The sequence below is a fragment of the Enterobacter sp. MGH120 genome, from assembly GCF_001037725.1.
Taxonomy (GTDB): Bacteria; Pseudomonadota; Gammaproteobacteria; order Enterobacterales; family Enterobacteriaceae; genus Enterobacter; species Enterobacter hormaechei_C.
Genome location: NZ_KQ089940.1, coordinates 1,908,997 through 1,927,381, shown reverse-complemented (window position 1 = coordinate 1,927,381; position 18,385 = coordinate 1,908,997). Strand labels below are relative to the sequence as shown.

The 18,385-nt window shown below is 57.7% G+C and carries 16 protein-coding genes; 2 read left to right on the top strand and 14 right to left on the bottom strand.

All coding sequences use genetic code 11. The features are described from left to right. Positions 1-84: 84 nt before the first annotated feature. From menF to SK54_RS09170, 3 genes are all read right to left on the bottom strand, one after another. Complete coding sequence (menF, locus tag SK54_RS09180; protein ID WP_048247061.1) at positions 85-1,380, bottom strand: isochorismate synthase MenF; 1,296 nt, start codon at positions 1,378-1,380, stop codon at positions 85-87. Between the two features lie 86 nt (positions 1,381-1,466). Then, complete coding sequence (elaB, locus tag SK54_RS09175) at positions 1,467-1,772, bottom strand: stress response protein ElaB (protein ID WP_017693006.1); 306 nt, start codon at positions 1,770-1,772, stop codon at positions 1,467-1,469. Positions 1,773-1,822: 50 nt separating this feature from the next. After that, positions 1,823-2,287, bottom strand: coding sequence for a GNAT family N-acetyltransferase (locus SK54_RS09170; protein ID WP_048247059.1), 465 nt, complete (start codon positions 2,285-2,287; stop codon positions 1,823-1,825). A gap of 71 nt (positions 2,288-2,358) precedes the next feature. On the opposite strand from SK54_RS09170, the gene rbn reads away from it, so the two are divergent. Further along, positions 2,359-3,276 (top strand): ribonuclease BN, encoded by a 918-nt coding sequence (rbn, locus tag SK54_RS09165; RefSeq protein WP_015572275.1) that lies wholly within the window; start codon positions 2,359-2,361, stop codon positions 3,274-3,276. Between the two features lie 64 nt (positions 3,277-3,340). After that, positions 3,341-4,345 (top strand): chemotaxis protein, encoded by a 1,005-nt coding sequence (locus tag SK54_RS09160; RefSeq protein WP_023304150.1) that lies wholly within the window; start codon positions 3,341-3,343, stop codon positions 4,343-4,345. A 164-nt stretch (positions 4,346-4,509) separates the two neighbouring features. Here SK54_RS09160 and nuoN read toward each other — a convergent pair whose 3' ends face one another. The 11 genes from nuoN to nuoC form a co-directional block, all read right to left on the bottom strand. Further along, on the bottom strand, positions 4,510-5,967 hold the full coding sequence (gene nuoN / locus SK54_RS09155) for an NADH-quinone oxidoreductase subunit NuoN (RefSeq protein ID WP_015572273.1): 1,458 nt from the start codon (positions 5,965-5,967) through the stop codon (positions 4,510-4,512). 6 nt (positions 5,968-5,973) lie between these two features. Then, a complete protein-coding gene (gene nuoM, locus SK54_RS09150; protein WP_017383429.1) occupies positions 5,974-7,503 on the bottom strand; it encodes an NADH-quinone oxidoreductase subunit M in 1,530 nt (509 codons plus the stop codon). Between the two features lie 149 nt (positions 7,504-7,652). Further along, the gene (gene nuoL, locus SK54_RS09145; protein WP_015572272.1) at positions 7,653-9,494 is read right to left on the bottom strand and encodes an NADH-quinone oxidoreductase subunit L; all 1,842 of its coding nucleotides are present in this window, start codon (positions 9,492-9,494) and stop codon (positions 7,653-7,655) included. After that, entirely contained in the window at positions 9,491-9,793 is a 303-nt protein-coding gene (gene nuoK / locus SK54_RS09140) for an NADH-quinone oxidoreductase subunit NuoK (RefSeq protein WP_003861496.1), read from the bottom strand. Before nuoK ends, nuoL begins: the two co-directional genes overlap by 4 nt. Next, positions 9,790-10,344 carry an NADH-quinone oxidoreductase subunit J gene (gene nuoJ, locus SK54_RS09135; protein ID WP_003861493.1) on the bottom strand — a complete coding sequence of 185 codons (555 nt, stop codon included), beginning with the start codon at positions 10,342-10,344 and terminating at the stop codon, positions 9,790-9,792. Before nuoJ ends, nuoK begins: the two co-directional genes overlap by 4 nt. Before the next feature lie 10 nt (positions 10,345-10,354). Next, positions 10,355-10,897 (bottom strand): NADH-quinone oxidoreductase subunit NuoI, encoded by a 543-nt coding sequence (gene nuoI, locus SK54_RS09130; protein WP_003861491.1) that lies wholly within the window; start codon positions 10,895-10,897, stop codon positions 10,355-10,357. 14 nt (positions 10,898-10,911) lie between these two features. Beyond that, on the bottom strand, positions 10,912-11,889 hold the full coding sequence (nuoH, locus tag SK54_RS09125) for an NADH-quinone oxidoreductase subunit NuoH (RefSeq protein ID WP_003861490.1): 978 nt from the start codon (positions 11,887-11,889) through the stop codon (positions 10,912-10,914). Then, positions 11,886-14,609, bottom strand: coding sequence for an NADH-quinone oxidoreductase subunit NuoG (gene nuoG / locus SK54_RS09120; protein WP_003861488.1), 2,724 nt, complete (start codon positions 14,607-14,609; stop codon positions 11,886-11,888). The genes nuoH and nuoG overlap by 4 nt, the downstream gene beginning before the upstream one ends. 54 nt (positions 14,610-14,663) lie before the next feature. After that, complete coding sequence (gene nuoF, locus SK54_RS09115) at positions 14,664-16,001, bottom strand: NADH-quinone oxidoreductase subunit NuoF (RefSeq protein ID WP_003861487.1); 1,338 nt, start codon at positions 15,999-16,001, stop codon at positions 14,664-14,666. Beyond that, entirely contained in the window at positions 15,998-16,498 is a 501-nt protein-coding gene (nuoE, locus tag SK54_RS09110) for an NADH-quinone oxidoreductase subunit NuoE (RefSeq protein ID WP_006176513.1), read from the bottom strand. Before nuoE ends, nuoF begins: the two co-directional genes overlap by 4 nt. A gap of 2 nt (positions 16,499-16,500) precedes the next feature. Continuing rightward, positions 16,501-18,303, bottom strand: a complete 1,803-nt coding sequence (gene nuoC / locus SK54_RS09105; RefSeq protein WP_003861484.1) for an NADH-quinone oxidoreductase subunit C/D — start codon at positions 18,301-18,303, stop codon at positions 16,501-16,503. Between the last annotated feature and the right edge of the window lie 82 nt (positions 18,304-18,385).

The following is an 18,385-nucleotide window of genomic DNA, read 5'->3' as shown; positions in this document are numbered from 1 at the left end:
TTGTCCAGTATCAAGAATGCGACACAGTATAAATAATAGAAAAAGTCAGAATTTTGATATGAATCGGGATTGCACGAATCAGTATTAATCCCTTAGGAGAAGGGAACGCAGCCCGGCGGCCTTGTTTTCGATCTCCTGCCACTCCTGCTCCGGATCGGAGCCGCTGACGATGCCCGCCCCCGCATAAAGACGCAGCGCAGCGTCGTGAACGCGGGCGGAGCGTAATGCCACACAGAATTCGCTTTGATCGCGCGATAAATAGCCCGCCGACCCGGCGTACCACTCCCGGTCAAACGGCTCCACTTTCGCAATAAATTCTCGCGCCGCCTGTCGCGGCAGCCCGGCCACCGCCGCCGTCGGTTGCAGAATATGCAGGCACTGCTCGTCGTCAGGCTGTTTAAGTTCGGTCCAGATACAGCGACGTAAATGCTGCACCTTGCGCAGACGCAGCACCTGCGCAGGCAGGATCTCCAGCGTCCGGGTATGGTGCTGAAGACGCTGGCAGATATCTTCCACCACCAGCATATTTTCCCGCTGATTTTTGTCGTCGTTCATCAGCCAGTCGCCCAGACGCTGAGCCTGCTTATCGTCAGAATGGCTGGCGACGGTGCCTGCCAGCGCTTCAGTGCGCAGCAGCGTGCCGCGTCGCCGCCACAGGCGTTCAGGCGTCGAGCCGAGGAACGCGTTGCTGGCGTCAAAGACCATACAAAAATGATAGCAGTTGAGGTTTAGCGCGCGGCTGGCAGCCATCAGCGCGATGGCGTTCACGGGCTGCTGGCAATGCACGTCTGTAGCACGTGCGAGGACCACTTTCTCAAAATCGCCGCGAGCAAGGGTATCCGTCGCCTGACGAATCAACGCCAGCCATTCCGGTTTTTCTGGATGATGGGTTTCCTGCACAATCTGCACGGACAACGGGCGGATCGGCGCGGCGTCGCGCAGGTTATCGACAAAATACAGCGCTTCACGGGCATCTTCCCGCAGCGACGTTTCGCTCCACAGTTGCAGACGCAGCGTGGCGACCCCGGCAGACCGTCGCCAGAGAAGACGCGGTAAAAACAGCTTGCCCTGCGCCGGGTTGAAGGCGTTCAGGCCGCAGATACGGGTGTCATTGGCTACGTCGTGGGTGTGCAAAAACCATGAGGCCGAAGCCAGAGAATCAAACTGGGCGAGGCTTCCGAGCGCGGCAAGTTCTTCATCGCCGCTGCGCTGTTGCCAGTAAAACTGAGGATAGCATCGCTGCACGCCCAGCCAGGCCAGCGGATCGAAGGCGTCGTTTAACGGGAAAGAGACATCGAAATGGCGTAAACCGGGTGTAGCTGGCAATGCTTGCGCAAGCTGAGTACGCAGGCTTTGCAGCGCGAGGAAAATCGAGTGCACGCGAACCTCTCCCTGTTAAAGCCTTATATTATACGGGGTACTGACGATAAATAGCAGTACCCACGTGTAGGGAGTGGTTTACCGGCTTAACGACGGGCTAACAGCAGACCCAGCACCAGCCCTACGGCCGCACCGACCCCAATGCCCTGCCACGGTTTTTCATGCACATAATCGTCGGCACGATAAACCGCCTGCTTGGCGCGGTAGTAGTAATTGTCGGATGCGTTACTGACGCGGTTTTTCACGTCATGCAGCGCCTGCTCGGCGCGGGCTTTGAGCTCAATGTACTTCTGATCGGCAGGATCGCCTGAAGAGCGCAGCACTTCTTCCAGCGTTTCGCTTAGCAGTGTCAGGTCGTCGTCGACTCGGGTATCCCAGGATTGAAATGACATATTTTTCTCCATGTTAGTACACCAGTCCGGTAACTATAGACAACGTATTGCTATTGCGCCTGTTTCGCTTCGCGTGCCATGCCGATGTGTGGGATGCCGTCTTCGTCGTAAATGTCCGTGACCGGGGTAAAACCAAAATGGCCATAGAATGATTGCAAATGCGCCTGCGCGCCCAGGTATAACGCCTTGTCCGGCCACTGTTTCTGGCATGCGTCCAGCGTTTTTTCCATCAGCTGATAGCCCAGCTTTTCACCGCGCGCGCGGCCGCTGATAATGACGCGGCCAATGACGACAGGGTCAAAATCCTCTTCGCTTTTCAGAATCCTCGCATACGCCACCAGCTCGTTATCGCGCCAGCCAAGGATGTGCCGGTTCTCGCCGACCAGGTCATCGCCGTCGATATCCTGATACGGGCAGGTTTGTTCAACCACAAAAACTTCGCAGCGCAGCTTGAGCAGGGCGTAGAGTGAATGCACGGACAGTTCGCTGTGGTGTAGATCTTGCCACTGGATCATGTGTTTCTCCTTCCTGGGGTTCATCACGTTATACTAAACCCCTTCCCATTCGGCAAAGGGCTGATTGCGTTATGGAACTGATTTTTCTGGGTACGTCCGCCGGGGTGCCAACCCGCTCACGAAACGTGACGGCGATTCTGCTGGATCTTAAGCATCCTACCCGCGGTGGGCTGTGGCTGTTTGACTGCGGTGAGGGTACGCAGCATCAGCTGCTGCATACCTCCTACCACCCGGGGAAAGTGGATAAAATATTTATCACCCATCTGCACGGCGACCATCTGTTTGGCCTGCCGGGCCTGCTGTGCAGCCGTTCGATGGCCGGTAACGCTAACCCGCTGACCATTTATGGCCCCGCGGGTATTCAGGAATTCGTTGAAACCACGCTGCGCCTGAGCGGCTCGTGGACCGATTATCCGCTGGAGGTGTTAGAGATCGGCGAGGGTCTGGTGTTCGATGACGGAGATTACCTGGTGCGCGCTTACCCGCTTAACCATCCGGTGGAATGCTACGGCTATCGCGTTGAGGAGCATGACAAGCCCGGGGCGCTGAACGCCGCCGCGTTGCAGGCCGATGGGGTGAAACCAGGCCCGCTGTTCCAGCGTCTGAAGCACGGCGAGACCGTCACGCTGGAAGACGGGCGCGTCATCAACGGTCAGGATTACCTCGCCCCGCCGCAGCCGGGCAAAAAACTGGCTATTTTTGGGGATACCGCCCCCTGCCCTTCGGCGCTCAGGCTTGCCAGGGGTGTAGATGTGATGGTGCATGAGGCGACGCTGGAAGCGGCGATGGAAGAAAAAGCCAACAGCCGGGGGCACAGCTCTACGCGTCAGGCGGCGCAGCTGGCACGTGAGGCTGGCGTCCGGAAACTGATTGTCACTCACGTCAGCTCACGCTATGACGTCCGCGGCGCTGAAAGCCTGCTGGCAGAGTGCCGGGAAGTATTTCCGGCATGCGAGCTGGCGGAAGATTTTGCTCAGGTCAGCGTTTAGTCCTTCATTTTTCCCTCAGCGTGCCGATAACGATTAAAAGGCCAGCATTTCTCTTGAGGGTAGAATGGATAATTTCCAGAAAGATATTGATGACAGGGCGAACCTGACCCTGTCCAACCGTTTTGAACTGTTGCTGTTCCGTCTTGGCACCTCTCTGAACGAAAATAAATCCGAGCTGTTCGGCATCAACGTGTTCAAATTGCGCGAAATTGTGCCGATGCCGACCTTCACCAAACCGGCGGGAATGAAGTCTCCGCTGATGGGGATGGTGAACATTCGCGACCAGGTGATCCCGGTGATCGATCTGGCCGCCGTCGCCGGCTGCAAGCCAGCCACCGGGCTGAACATCCTGCTGATCACCGAATATGCCCGCAGCGTGCAGGCGTTTGCCGTAGAATCGGTGGAAAACATCATGCGTCTGGACTGGAAGCAGGTGCACGCCGCGGAAACCGCCGTCAGCGGTCGCTACATCACCAGCATTGCCTGTCTGGACGAGAAGACCGATACCAACGATCTGGCGATGGTGCTGGACGTGGAGCAGATCCTGTACGACATCACCCCGGCGAACCACGATCTGCACGCCACCCATCTGGAAACCACCAAATTTAACATCAAGCCTGGCTCTGTCGCGATTGTTGCAGAAGATTCAAAAGTAGCGCGCTCAATGCTGGAGAAGGGATTGCAGGCGATGGAGATCCCGGCCCAGCTGCATATCACCGGCAAAGACGCGTGGGAGAAAATCACTCAGCTGGCCGCGCAGGCACAGGCCGAGGGCGTTCCCGTTACCGATAAGATTGCCCTGGTATTAACCGACCTCGAAATGCCGGAGATGGACGGATTTACGCTGACGCGAAAAATCAAATCCGACCCGGTACTGAAAGATATTCCGGTGGTGATCCACTCGTCTCTTTCCGGCAACGCGAACGAAGATCATATTCGCAAAGTGAAGGCGGACGGCTATGTGGCGAAGTTTGAGCTGAACGAGCTGTCGTCGGTGATTGAAGAGGTGCTGGACCGCTCGATGAAGAAGATTGACGGGCCGTTGATTAGCCGCAAGCAGCTGGCTTAGTCGGGTGGCGCTACGCTTACCCGACCTACAAAACCCGTAGGCCCTGCAAGCGTAGCGCCGCTGGGCATGTTTTACTCTGTGCGGGCTGGTGCCCTCACCCCGGCCCTCTCCCACGGGGAGAGGGAGAAAACAATAAAAAACCCGCCGAGGCGGGTTTTTTGTTTTTACATCAGCGGCATCGCGCGCTGCACGATATCAATCAGCGGCTGCGGATAGATACCGAAGATCAGCACCAGCAGCGCGGAGATCAGCACCACAATGCCCCCCGCGCTATACTGCCAGTTGGACGGCGCATCGCGGTTGAGCTGCTGAGGCGCGCTCAGGTACAGGCTCACGGCAACGCGCAGGTAGTAGTAGAGACCAATCGCGGAGCCGATAACGACACCCGCCGTCAGCCACCACAGACCCGCCTGCACACCGACGGCCAGCACGTAGAACTTACCGATAAAGCCCAGCGTCATCGGGATACCCGCCAGAGAGAGCATCATCACGGTCATTACCGCAGACAGAATCGGACGGTGCCAGAACAGACCACGGTAGGAGAACAGGGAATCCGCATCCGGGCCACGGTACGGGCTGGACATCAGGCTCACCACGCCGAACGCGCCGAGGCTGCTAAACAGGTAACCGGCCAGATAGACGCCCACAGTTTCCATCGACATCTCACCGCTTTGCAGCGCAATCAGCGCCACCAGCAGGTAACCCAGATGGGAGATAGAGGAGTAGCCCAGCAGACGCTTGATGTTGGTCTGGCTCAGCGCCATCAGGTTACCGAAGATGATGGACACGAACGCGATAATGCCCAGCACCACGCGGACCGCTTCGCTGTCACCCACCGGGGCGTACAGGAACAGACGCATGACCACACCGAAGATAGCGATTTTGCTCGCCGTCGCCAGGAAGGTCGAGACTGGTGCAGGGGCACCCTGGTATACGTCTGGCGTCCACAGGTGGAACGGAACCAGTGAGAGTTTAAAGCCAAGGCCAACAATCATCATGCCCAGACCCGCCAGCAGCAGCGGCTCATGCATCATGCCGTCGCCAAGGCTCTTACCGAGCGCCATGAAGGAGAGATTACCCGTCTGTGCGTACAGCAGCGCGATACCAAACAGCAGGAACGACGACGCGGCAGCAGACAGGATCGTGTACTTGATTGCCGCTTCCAGAGAGCGCTTCTGGCGGAAAGCGTAACCAATCAGGCCGAACAGCGGGAGTGAGATCAGCTCAATACCGAGGAACAGCGCGGCCAGGTGGTTCGCGTTCGCCAGCAGAATACCGCCCAGTGCGGCAATCAGTACCAGCAGGTAAAACTCTTCTTTGTTGTCGTTGTAACCTTCGAGCCACGGGTACGCAAAGGTACAGGTTGCCAGGCTCGCCAGCAGCACCAGACCGGTGTAGAGCATGGCGTAACCGTCAACGCGCATCAGCGGCGTGACGTCCATCGCTCCCGCCTGGCCAACAAACCAGAGGGAAACTAACGCAGCGTTCAGACCCAGAACGGACAGGGTCGCATTCAGGAAGTGATTGCGTCGCCACGCAATGGAGAGCATCACAACCACCACCGTCAATCCGACGATCAGCAGCGGTAGCAGCGCGATCAGTTGTTGTGGAGTTATTGTCATGGCGAATTACGGCCTTGTAGTAGAAGCAGAATTAACAAACCACTGCTGGATGTTACCCATCGCGGAGTGCGAGGTATCCAGAATCGGCTGCGGATAGAAGCCCAACAGCACCAGCAGTACGACCAGCAGCAGGATGATGAACAGCTCACGCAGCGACATCCCCGGCAGTTCTTGTGCAGCAATTTCACTCTTCGCTTTACCGAAGTAAGCGCGGTGCAGCATCGCCAGCGAGTACACGGAGGCAAATACCAGACCAAAGGTGGAGATGATGGTGATCGTCGGTACCACGTTGAAGCTGCCGAACAGGATCATAAACTCGCCGACGAAGTTACCGGTACCCGGCATACCCAGAGTCGCCACCGCGAAGAACATGGAGAGCGCCGGCAGCCATTTCATTTTGCCCCACAGGCCGCCCATCATACGCATGTCGCGGGTATGCAGACGTTCGTACAGCTGACCACACAGGATGAAGAGACCGGCAGCAGACAGGCCGTGCGCAATCATCTGGATCACCGCCCCCTGGTACGCCAGCTGGCTGCCGGTGTAGATGGCAATCAGCACGAAGCCCATGTGGGAAACGGAGGTGTAAGCAATCAGACGTTTGATGTCGTACTGCGTGAAGGCCATCCATGCACCGTAGAAGATACCGATCACGCCAAGCCACATGGCAATCGGCGCGAACTCTGCGGAGGCGTTCGGGAACAGCGGCAGGGAGAAACGCAGCAGACCGTAGGCCGCCGTTTTCAGCAAGATACCCGCCAGGTCAACGGAACCCGCCGTCGGCGCCTGAGAGTGCGCGTCCGGCAGCCAGCCGTGCAGCGGTACGACCGGCATTTTCACCGCGAAGGCGATGAAGAAGCCGAGCATCAGCAGGTATTCCACACCGTGAGACATCGGGGTCTTCAGCAGGTCTTCGTAGTTGAAGGTCCACACGCCGGTCGCATTGTAATGCACAAATACCAGCGCCAGGATGGCAATCAACATCACCAGACCACTCGCCTGGGTGTAGATGAAGAACTTGGTGGCCGCCGTGATACGCGTTTTACCGTCGGATGCCTTGTGGCCCCACAGCGCGATCAGGAAGTACATCGGCACCAGCATCATCTCCCAGAAGAAGAAGAACAGGAACATGTCGATGGCCAGGAACACGCCGATCACGCCGCCCAGGATCCACATCAGGTTCAGGTGGAAGAAGCCCTGGTATTTTTCGATTTCTCGCCAGGAGCAGAGTACCGCCAGAACGCCGAGCAGACCGGTCAGCACGACCATCAGCAGCGACAGACCGTCAATCGCGAGGTGGATCGTGATACCGAAACGTGGGATCCACGGCAGAATGAACTCAGACTGCCACTGCGGAAGGCCCGCAGACTGGGTCAGTGAGTAGCCACCCTGCAACCACAGTTGCAGGCCAAGCGCGAGCGTCAACCCCATGGTGATCAGCGCGATCCAGCGCGGCATCTTCACGCCAAAGCGTTCGGTCTGCCAGCACAGGAAGCCGCCGATGAAGGGAATTAATATTAGCCAGGGTAGTAACATGGCGATTTACATTCCTTTTTAAGGCCCCCAGCAGGGGCCTGATTTTCAACGAATTCGAATAAAATTCACGTTTGAGTGCGGGGCCTTTTGCCCGGTGGCGCTTCGCTTACCGGGCCTACGGTCCGTAGACAATCCCCGCTAACTCAAAATCAACGCAACACCATCAGCAGCGCCAGTATGACAACCGCACCGATGCTCATGGACGCCACATACCAGCGCAGATAACCGTTCTCGCTGAACAGCAGGCCTTTACCTGCAAAGCGAGAGAGGATCGCCGGGATATTCATCAGGCTGTTCAGTGGATCGCGCTTCAGCAGCCACGCAATGCCCAGGAACGGCTTCACGAAGATCATGTCGTACAGCCAGTCGAAGCCCCATGCGTTGTACCACCAGGTGCCCAGCAGACGGCCCGGCGCGCTGTTGGCAACGGCTGTCACCAGCGTGCGTTTACCCAGCCACAGCCATGCGGCAATCAGGATGCCCGCGATAGCCACTACGCCGGAGGTGATTTCAAGCGTCAGAACGCGACCGTGCTCAAGCTCGGTTGTCGCCGGCAGTACGCCCTGCAACGGTGGCACAATCATCGCGCCAACGAAGGTGGACAGGACCAGCAGCACAATCAGCGGCAGGTGGTGGGTAATCCCCTTCCCTGCGTGAGCGTGAATTTGTTCTTTACCGTGGAAGACGATGAAAATCATACGGAAGGTGTACAGGGAGGTCATAAACGCACCGACCAGACCCGCAACCATCAGATTGATATGACCATTCGCCATGGCGCCCGCCAGGATTTCGTCCTTACTGAAGAAGCCCGCGGTGATCAGCGGCAGTGCCGCCAGCGCCGCGCCGCCTACCAGGAAGCAGACATAAACCAGCGGGATGGACTTACGCAGTCCGCCCATTTTGAAGATGTTCTGCTCGTGGTGGCAGGCCAGAATCACCGAACCGGATGAGAGGAACAGCAGCGCTTTAAAGAACGCGTGCGTCATCAGGTGGAAAATGGCCGCGTCCCACGCCTGAACGCCCAGCGCCAGGAACATGTAACCAATCTGGCTCATGGTGGAGTACGCGAGCACGCGCTTGATGTCGGTCTGCACCAGCGCGGCAAAGCCAGCCAGCACCAGCGTAACCGCACCGACGATACCCACCAGATGCAGAATTTCCGGGGTCATCAGGAACAGGCCATGGGTACGCGCAATCAGGTAGACACCGGCGGTAACCATGGTCGCGGCGTGGATCAGCGCGGAGACAGGGGTTGGACCCGCCATCGCGTCGGCCAGCCATGTCTGCAACGGCAGCTGCGCGGATTTACCCACAGCGCCACCCAGCAGCATCAGCGTTGCCCACCACAGCATGTTGTTGCCTGCTTCGAAGTGCGCCGGCGCCAGTTCCACCATTTCGCGGAAGTTCAGCGTGCCCAGTTCGTTGTAGAGAATGAACAGCGCGAAAGCGAGGAACACGTCACCCACGCGGGTCACGACGAACGCTTTCATGGCCGCTGCGCCATTCTTCGGATCGGTGTAGTAGAAACCGATCAGCAGGTAAGAACACAGACCCACGCCTTCCCAGCCCAGATACATCAGCAGCAGGTTATCGGCCAGCACCAGAACCACCATGCTGGCGATAAACAGGTTGGTGTAGGCGAAGAAGCGGGAGTATCCCTCTTCACCGCGCATGTACCAGGAGGCGAACATGTGGATCAGGAAGCCGACGCCGGTGACCACGGAGAGCATGGTCAGAGACAGACCATCCAGCACCAGGTTGAAACCGATGTTGAAGTTACCGACCGACATCCAGTTCCACAGCGGTACGCTGTAGGCCTGACGTCCATTGTTAAAGAAGTCGATACCCGCATACGCTGTGACCAGCGCAGCCAGGCCGATAGAGCCAATGCCCACGGTGGCAGACAGATTCTCAGACCAGCGGCCGCGAGAAAACGCCAGCAGCACGAAGCCAATCAGCGGAAAAATAATGGTTAAGGCAAGCATGTTCATCCACGCAACTCACTTACTGAATCGATGTTCAGGTTCTGGCGGCGACGATGGAGCTGTAGCAACAGCGCCAGGCCAATACTCGCTTCAGCAGCCGCGAGGCTGATGGCGAGAATGTACATCACCTGACCATCGGTCTGGCCCCAGTAGCTACCGGCGACCACAAAGGCCAGCGCGGAAGCGTTGATCATGATTTCCAGACCGATCAGCATAAACAGCAGATTGCGGCGGATAACCAGACCGGTTAAGCCCAGAACGAATAAAATTGCAGCGAGGATCAGTCCATGTGTTAAGGGGATCATGCGCGTTCCTCCGTTTTTCTTTTCGCGCGGTCGTCAGTGCGGTTGCTCAGCACCTCGCCGACACGCTCTTCGCGGCCAACGTGGAAGGCCACAACCAGACCCGCCAGCAGCAGCATTGAGGCCAGCTCAACCGCCAGAACGTACGGACCAAACAGGGTGATACCCACGGCTTTCGCGCTGATTGGCGTCCCGTCGATACCCTGGTCGTTGACGCCCAGAATGGCGTAAACAATCACCGCCAGCATGATGGCCGACAAAATTGCCGGACCAATCCACACCTGCGGTTTTAACCACTGACGTTCCTGCTCAATTTCAGAGCCGCCCAGGTTCAGCATCATCACCACGAACACAAACAGCACCATGATGGCCCCGGCGTAGACGATGATTTCCAGCGCACCGGCGAAGTGCGCGCCCAGCGCAAAGAACACCCCGGAAATAGCCAGCAGCGAGATGATCAAATACAGCAGCGCATGCACCGGATTGGTGTGCGTGATCACTCGCAGCGTAGCCAGGATGGCGATAAGGCCACAGATATAAAAAGCGAATTCCATTGCCCTCTCCTTACGGTAACAGGCTCTTGACGTCGATAGGCTTAGCTTCGTTCTCTGCTTCGCCTTTATCTTTGCCGTCGATTGCCATACCCGCCATCCGGTAGAAGTTATATTCCGGGTATTTGCCCGGACCGGAAATCAGCAGATCCTCTTTCTCGTACACCAGATCCTGACGCTTGTACTCACCCAGCTCGAAGTCTGGAGTCAGCTGAATCGCCGTGGTTGGGCACGCTTCTTCACACAGACCGCAGAAAATGCAGCGTGAGAAGTTGATGCGGAAGAACTCAGGGTACCAGCGGCCGTCTACCGTCTCTGCTTTTTGCAGAGAGATACAGCCCACCGGACACGCTACCGCACACAGGTTACAGGCAACGCAACGCTCGGAACCGTCCGGGTCGCGCGTCAGCACGATACGTCCACGGTAGCGCGGCGGCAGATATACCGGCTCTTCCGGGTACATCCGGGTTTCGCGTTTGGCAAACGCATGCAGGCCGATCATCCAGATACTGCGTACCTGGGTGCCGAAACCTACCAATAATTCTTTTAAGGTCATGATCTCAAAGCCCCTTATGGCTGCTGCCAGAGAATGACAGCCGCCGTTACCAACAAGTTGACGAGCGTCAGCGGCAGGCACACTTTCCAGCCGAAGGACATTACCTGGTCATAACGCGGACGCGGTAACGCTGCGCGAATCAAAATGAACATCATCATGAAGAACGCGGTTTTCAGCGCGAACCAGATGAACGGCGGTAAGAACGGGCCATGCCAGCCACCAAAGAACAGCGTTACCATCAACGCGGAAATGGTGACGATACCGATGTACTCGCCCACAAAGAACAGACCGAACTTCATACCGGAATATTCAATGTGGTAACCGTCGGCCAGTTCCTGTTCGGCTTCTGGCTGGTCAAACGGGTGACGGTGACACACCGCCACGCCCGCGATGGCAAAGGTAATAAACCCAAAGAACTGCGGGATAACGTTCCAGATGTCGGCCTGGTTGTTGACGATGTCGGTCATGTTAAATGAACCGGCCTGCGCCACCACGCCCATCAGAGAGAGACCCAGGAACACTTCGTAGCTCAGCGTCTGCGCGGAAGCACGCATCGCACCCAGCAGCGAGTATTTGTTGTTACTGGACCAGCCTGCGAACAGCACCGCGTAAACCGCGAGGCCTGCCATCATCAGGAAGAACAGAATGCCGATGTTCAGGTCAGCCACCACCCAGGTCGGGCTGACCGGAACGATAGCAAACGCCAGCAGCAGCGAGGTGAAGGCGATCATCGGCGCCAGCGTAAAGATCACGCGGTCCGAGAAGCGCGGAACCCAGTCCTCTTTAAAGAACATCTTGATCATGTCCGCGACCAGCTGGAGTGAACCACCCCAGCCCACGCGGTTCGGTCCGTAACGGTTCTGGAACAGACCGAGCAAACGACGTTCACCAAAGCTCATGAACGCGCCGCAGGTGACGACCACCAGCAGAATCACAACCGCTTTCAGAATGCTCAGCAGGATGTCGATAAGATCCGGCGTTAACCAACTCATGCTTTTGCCTCCTGAAGGTTATCAAGATGCGCACCCGCCAGGACCGGCGCGATGCCAGGCATACCCATCGGCAGACCCACCTGCCCTGCTGACAGGCGTTCAGAAATAATCAGCGGCAGGCTGATTGTCTGGCCGTCGTAGCTAAAGGCAATGTTCGCACCCGCGTTAACGCCAAGCTTCGCGGCATCCGCCGGGTTGAGCTTGATGTACGGCTGCGGCATACGCTGCTGGAATACCGGAGAACGCTGGGACATTTCGTCGCTACCGAACAGATGGTAGTACGGTGCAATACGCCAGTGACCTTCCTGCGCCTGGAAGCTCGCCGGAACGGTGGTGAAGAAGTCCAGACCGGTTTCGGAGGCTTCAATCAGACGCACGCCCGGATCGCCGTGGCGCAGGTGACCGCCCACTTCAGCCTGGAACTTGTTCCATGCCTGCGGGGAGTTCCAGCCCGGTGCCCATGCAAACGGGATTTGCGAACGCGGCGCAGACGGCTGGTTGTTCCCTTCCATCGAGAAGGCAAACATGGTGTCTTTATCCTGCGGCTGACGCGGTTCGTGCACGCTGATGTTGGCGCGCATCGCGGTACGACCGCTGTAGCGGTGCGGCTCACGCGCCAGTTTCTGGCCGCGAATGCGGAAGCTTGCGTCAGGCGCGGCGTCTTTAATGCCCGCCAGCTGAGGCAGTTTCTCAACAACCGCGTCAATAACGTGGTCGAGCTGCGTCCAGTCCACTTCACGGCTCTGCACGGTGCTGTGCAGAGAGTGCAGCCAGCGCCAGCTTTCCAGCATCACGGTGTTGCTGTCGTAGTAGGCCGGGTCATAAACCTGGAAGAAACGCTGGGCGCGGCCTTCGTTGTTGATCACCGTCCCGTCGCTTTCTGCGAAGCTTGCCGCAGAGAGCACCAGGTGCGCTTTGTCCATGATCGCGGTGCGCTGATGGTCGATAACCATCACCAGCGGCGCTCTGGAGAGCGCGGCGTCAACGCGAGCGGCAGAAGCATGGCGATGCAGGTCGTTTTCCAGCACCACAACGGCGTCAGCGGCACCGGATTCCAGTTCGCTTAACGCGTCTTCCAGCGAGCCGCCGCCAATCATACCCAGACCGATGCTGTTCACCGCACGGGCAATCATAGTCACACCGACGTCAGCGCCGCGGCCCTTCAGGGCTTTGGCAACGTTCGCTGCGGCCTGAATGATTTCAGCGCTACCGGCGTTGGTACCGGAAATAATCAGAGGTTTCTTCGCCCCCGCCAGTGCCTGAACAATCACATCGACCTTGTTTTGCAGGTCGCGATCCAGTTCAACGGCCGGCGAGTTGCTGTCCAGCGCGTGGGCAATGGCAAAGCCGAGACGCGCCTGATCTTCAACCGGCGCGCAGTAGGTCCACGCGGCGATATCGTCCAGACGAGTGTTATCAACGTTAGTCACAAACAGAGGATGCTTCGCGCGCTGACCGATGTTGAGAATGGCCGCAATTTGCCAGTCAGCCACTTTTTGCGCCGCTGCCATTTCACGTGCTTTACCTTTCACCGCCTGACGAACCGCCAGAGCCGCGCGTGCGCCGGTCTGCGTCAGGTCTTCACCCAGCACCAGAACCGCATCATAGGATTCGATTTCGCGCAGCGCAGGCGTATGAATGCCGCCTTCACGCAGCACTTTCAGCACCAGCTGGAGACGTTCCTGCTCGCCCTGGGCGATACCGGTGTAGAAGTTTTCCGCCCCAACCAGCTCGCGCAGCGCGAAGTTGCTTTCGATGCTGGCGCGCGGGGAGCCGATGCCGATCACTTTCTTCGACTGACGCAGAATATCCGCCGCGCCCTGCATCGCCTGCTCGGCGTTGAGGGTAATGACGTCATCGCCACGGCGCTGTACCGGCTGACGCGGACGGTCTTTCAGGTTCACATAGCCATAGCCGAAACGACCGCGGTCGCAGAGGAAGTAGTGGTTAACGGTACCGTTGTAACGGTTTTCGATACGACGCAGTTCGCCGTAACGTTCACCCGGGCTGGTGTTACAGCCGAGGGAGCACTGCTGGCAGATGCTTGGCGCAAACTGCATGTCCCATTTACGGTTGTAACGTTCAGAGTGGGTTTTATCCGTGAATACGCCAGTCGGACAGATTTCTACCAGGTTACCGGAGAATTCGCTTTCCAGCGTACCGTCTTCCGGACGACCGAAGTAGACGTTGTCATGCGCGCCATATACGCCCAGATCCTGTCCGTCTGCATAATCTTTGTAGTAACGCACGCAGCGGTAGCAGGCGATGCAGCGGTTCATTTCGTGAGAGATGAACGGCCCCAGATCCTGGTTACGGTGGGTACGCTTGGTAAAGCGATAGCGACGGAAGCTGTGACCGGTCATGACGGTCATATCCTGAAGGTGGCAGTTACCGCCCTCCTCACACACCGGACAGTCGTGCGGGTGGTTGGTCATCAACCACTCCACCACGCTTTCACGGAACTGTTTGGCTTCTTCGTCATCAATCGAAATAAAGGTGCCTTCGGCGGCTGGCGTCATACAGGACATCACCAGGCGACCACGCGTGTCTTCCGCGTTTTGATATTGCTTCACCGCACACTGGCGGCAAGCACCGACGCTGCCCAGCGCCGGATGCCAGCAAAAGTACGGAATATCGAGGCCAAGAGACAGACAAGCTTCCAGCAGGTTGTCCGCCCCGTTGACTTCGTATTCTTTGCCGTCTACATGAATCGTAGCCATTAGCATGCTTCCAGTTGGCTCGGCCGAAACCGAGCGTTAATCAAAATTCTGTTTTTACCAGCGCGCTTTCAGCAGGTTCGGCTGAATACCATTGATCGAATGGGTATTGCTGAACGGCTGCTTGATGCCTGCTTCGAATTCGTCGCGGAAATATTTAATCGCGCTTTGCAGCGGCTCGACGGCGCCCGGTGCGTGGGCACAGAAGGTTTTACCCGGCCCTAAGAATCGACACAGTTGCTCAAGTGTCTCGATATCGCCAGGCTGGCCTTCGCCACGTTCGATAGCACGCAGGATCTTCACGCTCCACGGCAGACCATCACGGCACGGTGTACACCAGCCGCAGGACTCGCGGGCGAAGAACTCTTCCAGGTTACGCACCAGGGATACCATGCCGATCTCATGGTCGACGGCCATCGCCAGCGCCGTACCCAGACGGCTGCCTGCTTTACCAATGCTTTCGAACTCCATTGGCAGGTCAAGGTGGGCTTCGGTCAGGAAGTCCGTCCCTGCCCCACCCGGCTGCCAGGCTTTGAATTTCAGGCCATCGCGCATGCCGCCGGCGTAGTCTTCAAGAATTTCGCGTGCGGTGGTGCCGAACGGCAGCTCCCAGACGCCAGGGTTCTTCACGCGACCGGAGAAGCCCATCAGCTTGGTACCGGCATCTTTGCTTGAGGAGATGCCCTGATACCACTCCACGCCGTTCGCGAGGATCGCCGGGACGTTGCACAGGGTTTCGACGTTGTTGACGCAGGTCGGTTTACCCCACACGCCGGAGCTTGCCGGGAACGGTGGCTTGGAGCGCGGGTTCGCGCGGCGGCCTTCCAGGGAGTTAATCAGCGCGGTTTCTTCACCGCAGATATAACGCCCGGCACCGGTGTGCACGAACAGCTCGAAGTCAAACCCGGTGCCCAGGATGTTTTTACCCAGCAGACCGGCTTCAGTGGCTTCGGCAATCGCGCGACGCAGGTTTTCAGCCGCTTCGATGTATTCACCGCGCAGGAAGATATAGCCACGGTACGCTTTCAGCGCGAACGCGGAGATCAGCATGCCTTCAACCAGCAGGTGCGGCAGCTGTTCCATCAGCAGGCGGTCTTTATAGGTACCCGGCTCCATTTCATCGGCGTTACACAGCAGGTAACGGATGTTCATGGATTCGTCTTTCGGCATCAGGCTCCACTTCAGACCGGTGGAGAAGCCCGCGCCCCCGCGGCCTTTCAGGCCAGACTCTTTCACCGCGTTAACGATGTCGTCCGGCGCCATGCCGCCGAGGGCTTTACGCGCGCCGGCATAGCCGTTTTTGCTCTGATATTCGTCGAGCCAGACCGGCTGTTTGTCATCACGCAGACGCCAGGTCAGCGGATGCGTCTCAGCAGTACGAATTACAGTTTTCATTTGTACTGCTCCAGCAGGTCAGGAATCGCTTCCGGCGTCAGATGGCTGTGAGTGTCCTCATCAATCATCATGGTCGGCCCCTTGTCGCAGTTACCCAGGCAGCAGGTTGGCAGCAGAGTAAAGCGTCCGTCGAAGGTGGTCTGGCCCGGCTTGATATTGAGTTTCTTCTCAATCGCAGCCTGAATGCCCTGATAACCGGTGATGTGGCAGACCACGCTGTCACAGTAGCGGATCACATGGCGGCCTACCGGCTGACGGAAGATCTGGCTGTAGAACGTGGCTACGCCTTCTACGTCACTCGCCGGAATACCCAGCACTTTTGCGATCTCGTAGATCGCCCCATCCGGCACCCAACCACGCTGTTTCTGTACGATTTTCAGCGCTTCAATGGACGCCGCACGTGGGTCTTCGTAGTGGTGCATCTCGTGCTCAATGGCGGCACGCTCTGCTTCACTCAGCTCAAAAGCCTCGGTTTGTGGTTGTTGATTCTCGTGCATAATTAGCGGTCCACATCTGACATAACAAAATCGATACTACCCAGATACACAATCAGGTCGGAGACCAGACTGCCGCGAATGGCGGCCGGGATCTGCTGCAAGTGCGCGAAGCTTGGCGTACGCACGCGGGTGCGGTAGCTCATGGTGCTGCCGTCGCTGGTGAGGTAGTAGCTGTTGATACCCTTGGTCGCTTCAATCATCTGGAAGGATTCCTGTGCCGGCATGACCGGGCCCCAGGAAACTTGCAGGAAGTGGGTGATCAGGGTTTCGATATGTTGCAGCGTGCGCTCTTTCGGTGGCGGCGTCGTCAGCGGGTGATCCGCCTTGAACGGGCCTTCCGGCATGTTGTTGAGGCACTGCTCAAGGATGCGCAGGCTCTGGCGCAGCTCTTCCACTTTCAGCATCACGCGGGTATAGCAGTCGGATACGCCGCCGCCAACCGGGACTTCAAAGTCGAAGTTCTCGTAACCAGAGTAAGGACGGGCTTTACGCACGTCGAAATCAATACCCGTCGCACGCAGACCTGCACCTGTGGTTCCCCACTCCAGCGCTTCTTTCGCGCCGTAGGCAGCAACGCCCTGAGAACGGCCTTTCAGGATGGAGTTACGCAGCGCGGCTTTCTCGTAAGACGCCAGACGTTTCGGCATCCAGTCGAGGAATTCACGCAGCAGGCGGTCCCAGCCGCGCGGCAGATCGTGCGCCACACCGCCGATGCGGAACCAGGCCGGGTGCATACGGAAACCGGTAATCGCTTCCACCAGATCGTAGATTTTCTGACGGTCGGTAAAGGCGAAGAAGACCGGCGTCATCGCGCCGACGTCCTGAATGAACGTGGAGATGTACAGCAGGTGGCTGTTAATACGGAACAGTTCAGACAGCATCACACGAATCACGTTAACGCGATCCGGGACGGTGATGCCTGCCAGCTTCTCAACGGCCAGCACGTATGGCATTTCGTTCACGCAGCCGCCGAGGTATTCGATACGGTCGGTGTACGGAATGTAGCTGTGCCAGGACTGACGCTCGCCCATCTTCTCGGCACCACGGTGGTGATAGCCGATGTCAGGCACGCAGTCGACAATCTCTTCGCCGTCAAGCTGAAGAATAATACGGAATGCACCGTGCGCAGACGGGTGGTTTGGACCGAGGTTGAGGAACATGAAGTCCTCGTTTTCGGTGCCGCGCTTCATGCCCCAGTCTTCCGGCTTGAAGGTCAGCGCTTCCATCTCCAGATCCTGCTTGGCTTTGGTCAGCTCAAACGGGTCGAATTCGGTGGCGCGTGCCGGGTAGTCTTTACGCAGCGGGTGGCCGGTCCAGGTCTGCGGCATCATGATGCGCGTCAGATGCGGGTGACCGTCGAAGGTCATGCCGAACATTTCCCAGGTTTCACGCTCGTACCAGTTGGCGTTCGGGAAAAGTTTGGTGATCGTCGGCAGATGCATGTCGTTTTCAGACAATGCCACCTTGAGCATGATATCCGTGTTGCGGTCTATTGAGATCAGGTGGTAGAAAACGGAAAAATCCGCAGCAGGGAGACCCTGGCGGTGCGTTCTCAGACGTTCGTCCATGCCGTGTAAGTCAAACAGCATGACGTAAGGTTTTGGCAATTTCTTGAGGAAATCGACAACTTCCAGTAATTGCTCACGCTTCACCCAAACAACGGGTACCCCGGTGCGGGTGGCCTGAACAGTAAAGGCATCCGGCCCAAAACGGTTGCGCAGTTCGCCAATGACGGGGTCATCGAGATGATCCCGGGTCTGCCAGGCGGCTTCTTGCGCGGTTAAGTCGGTCATATTGTTCACCATTGCAAATGGTCCGTGGTGACTGTTAAGCCTGGCTTCGCGCTATTTGAGTAGTGATATGCGAAGGTGTTCTCCAGGCCCACAG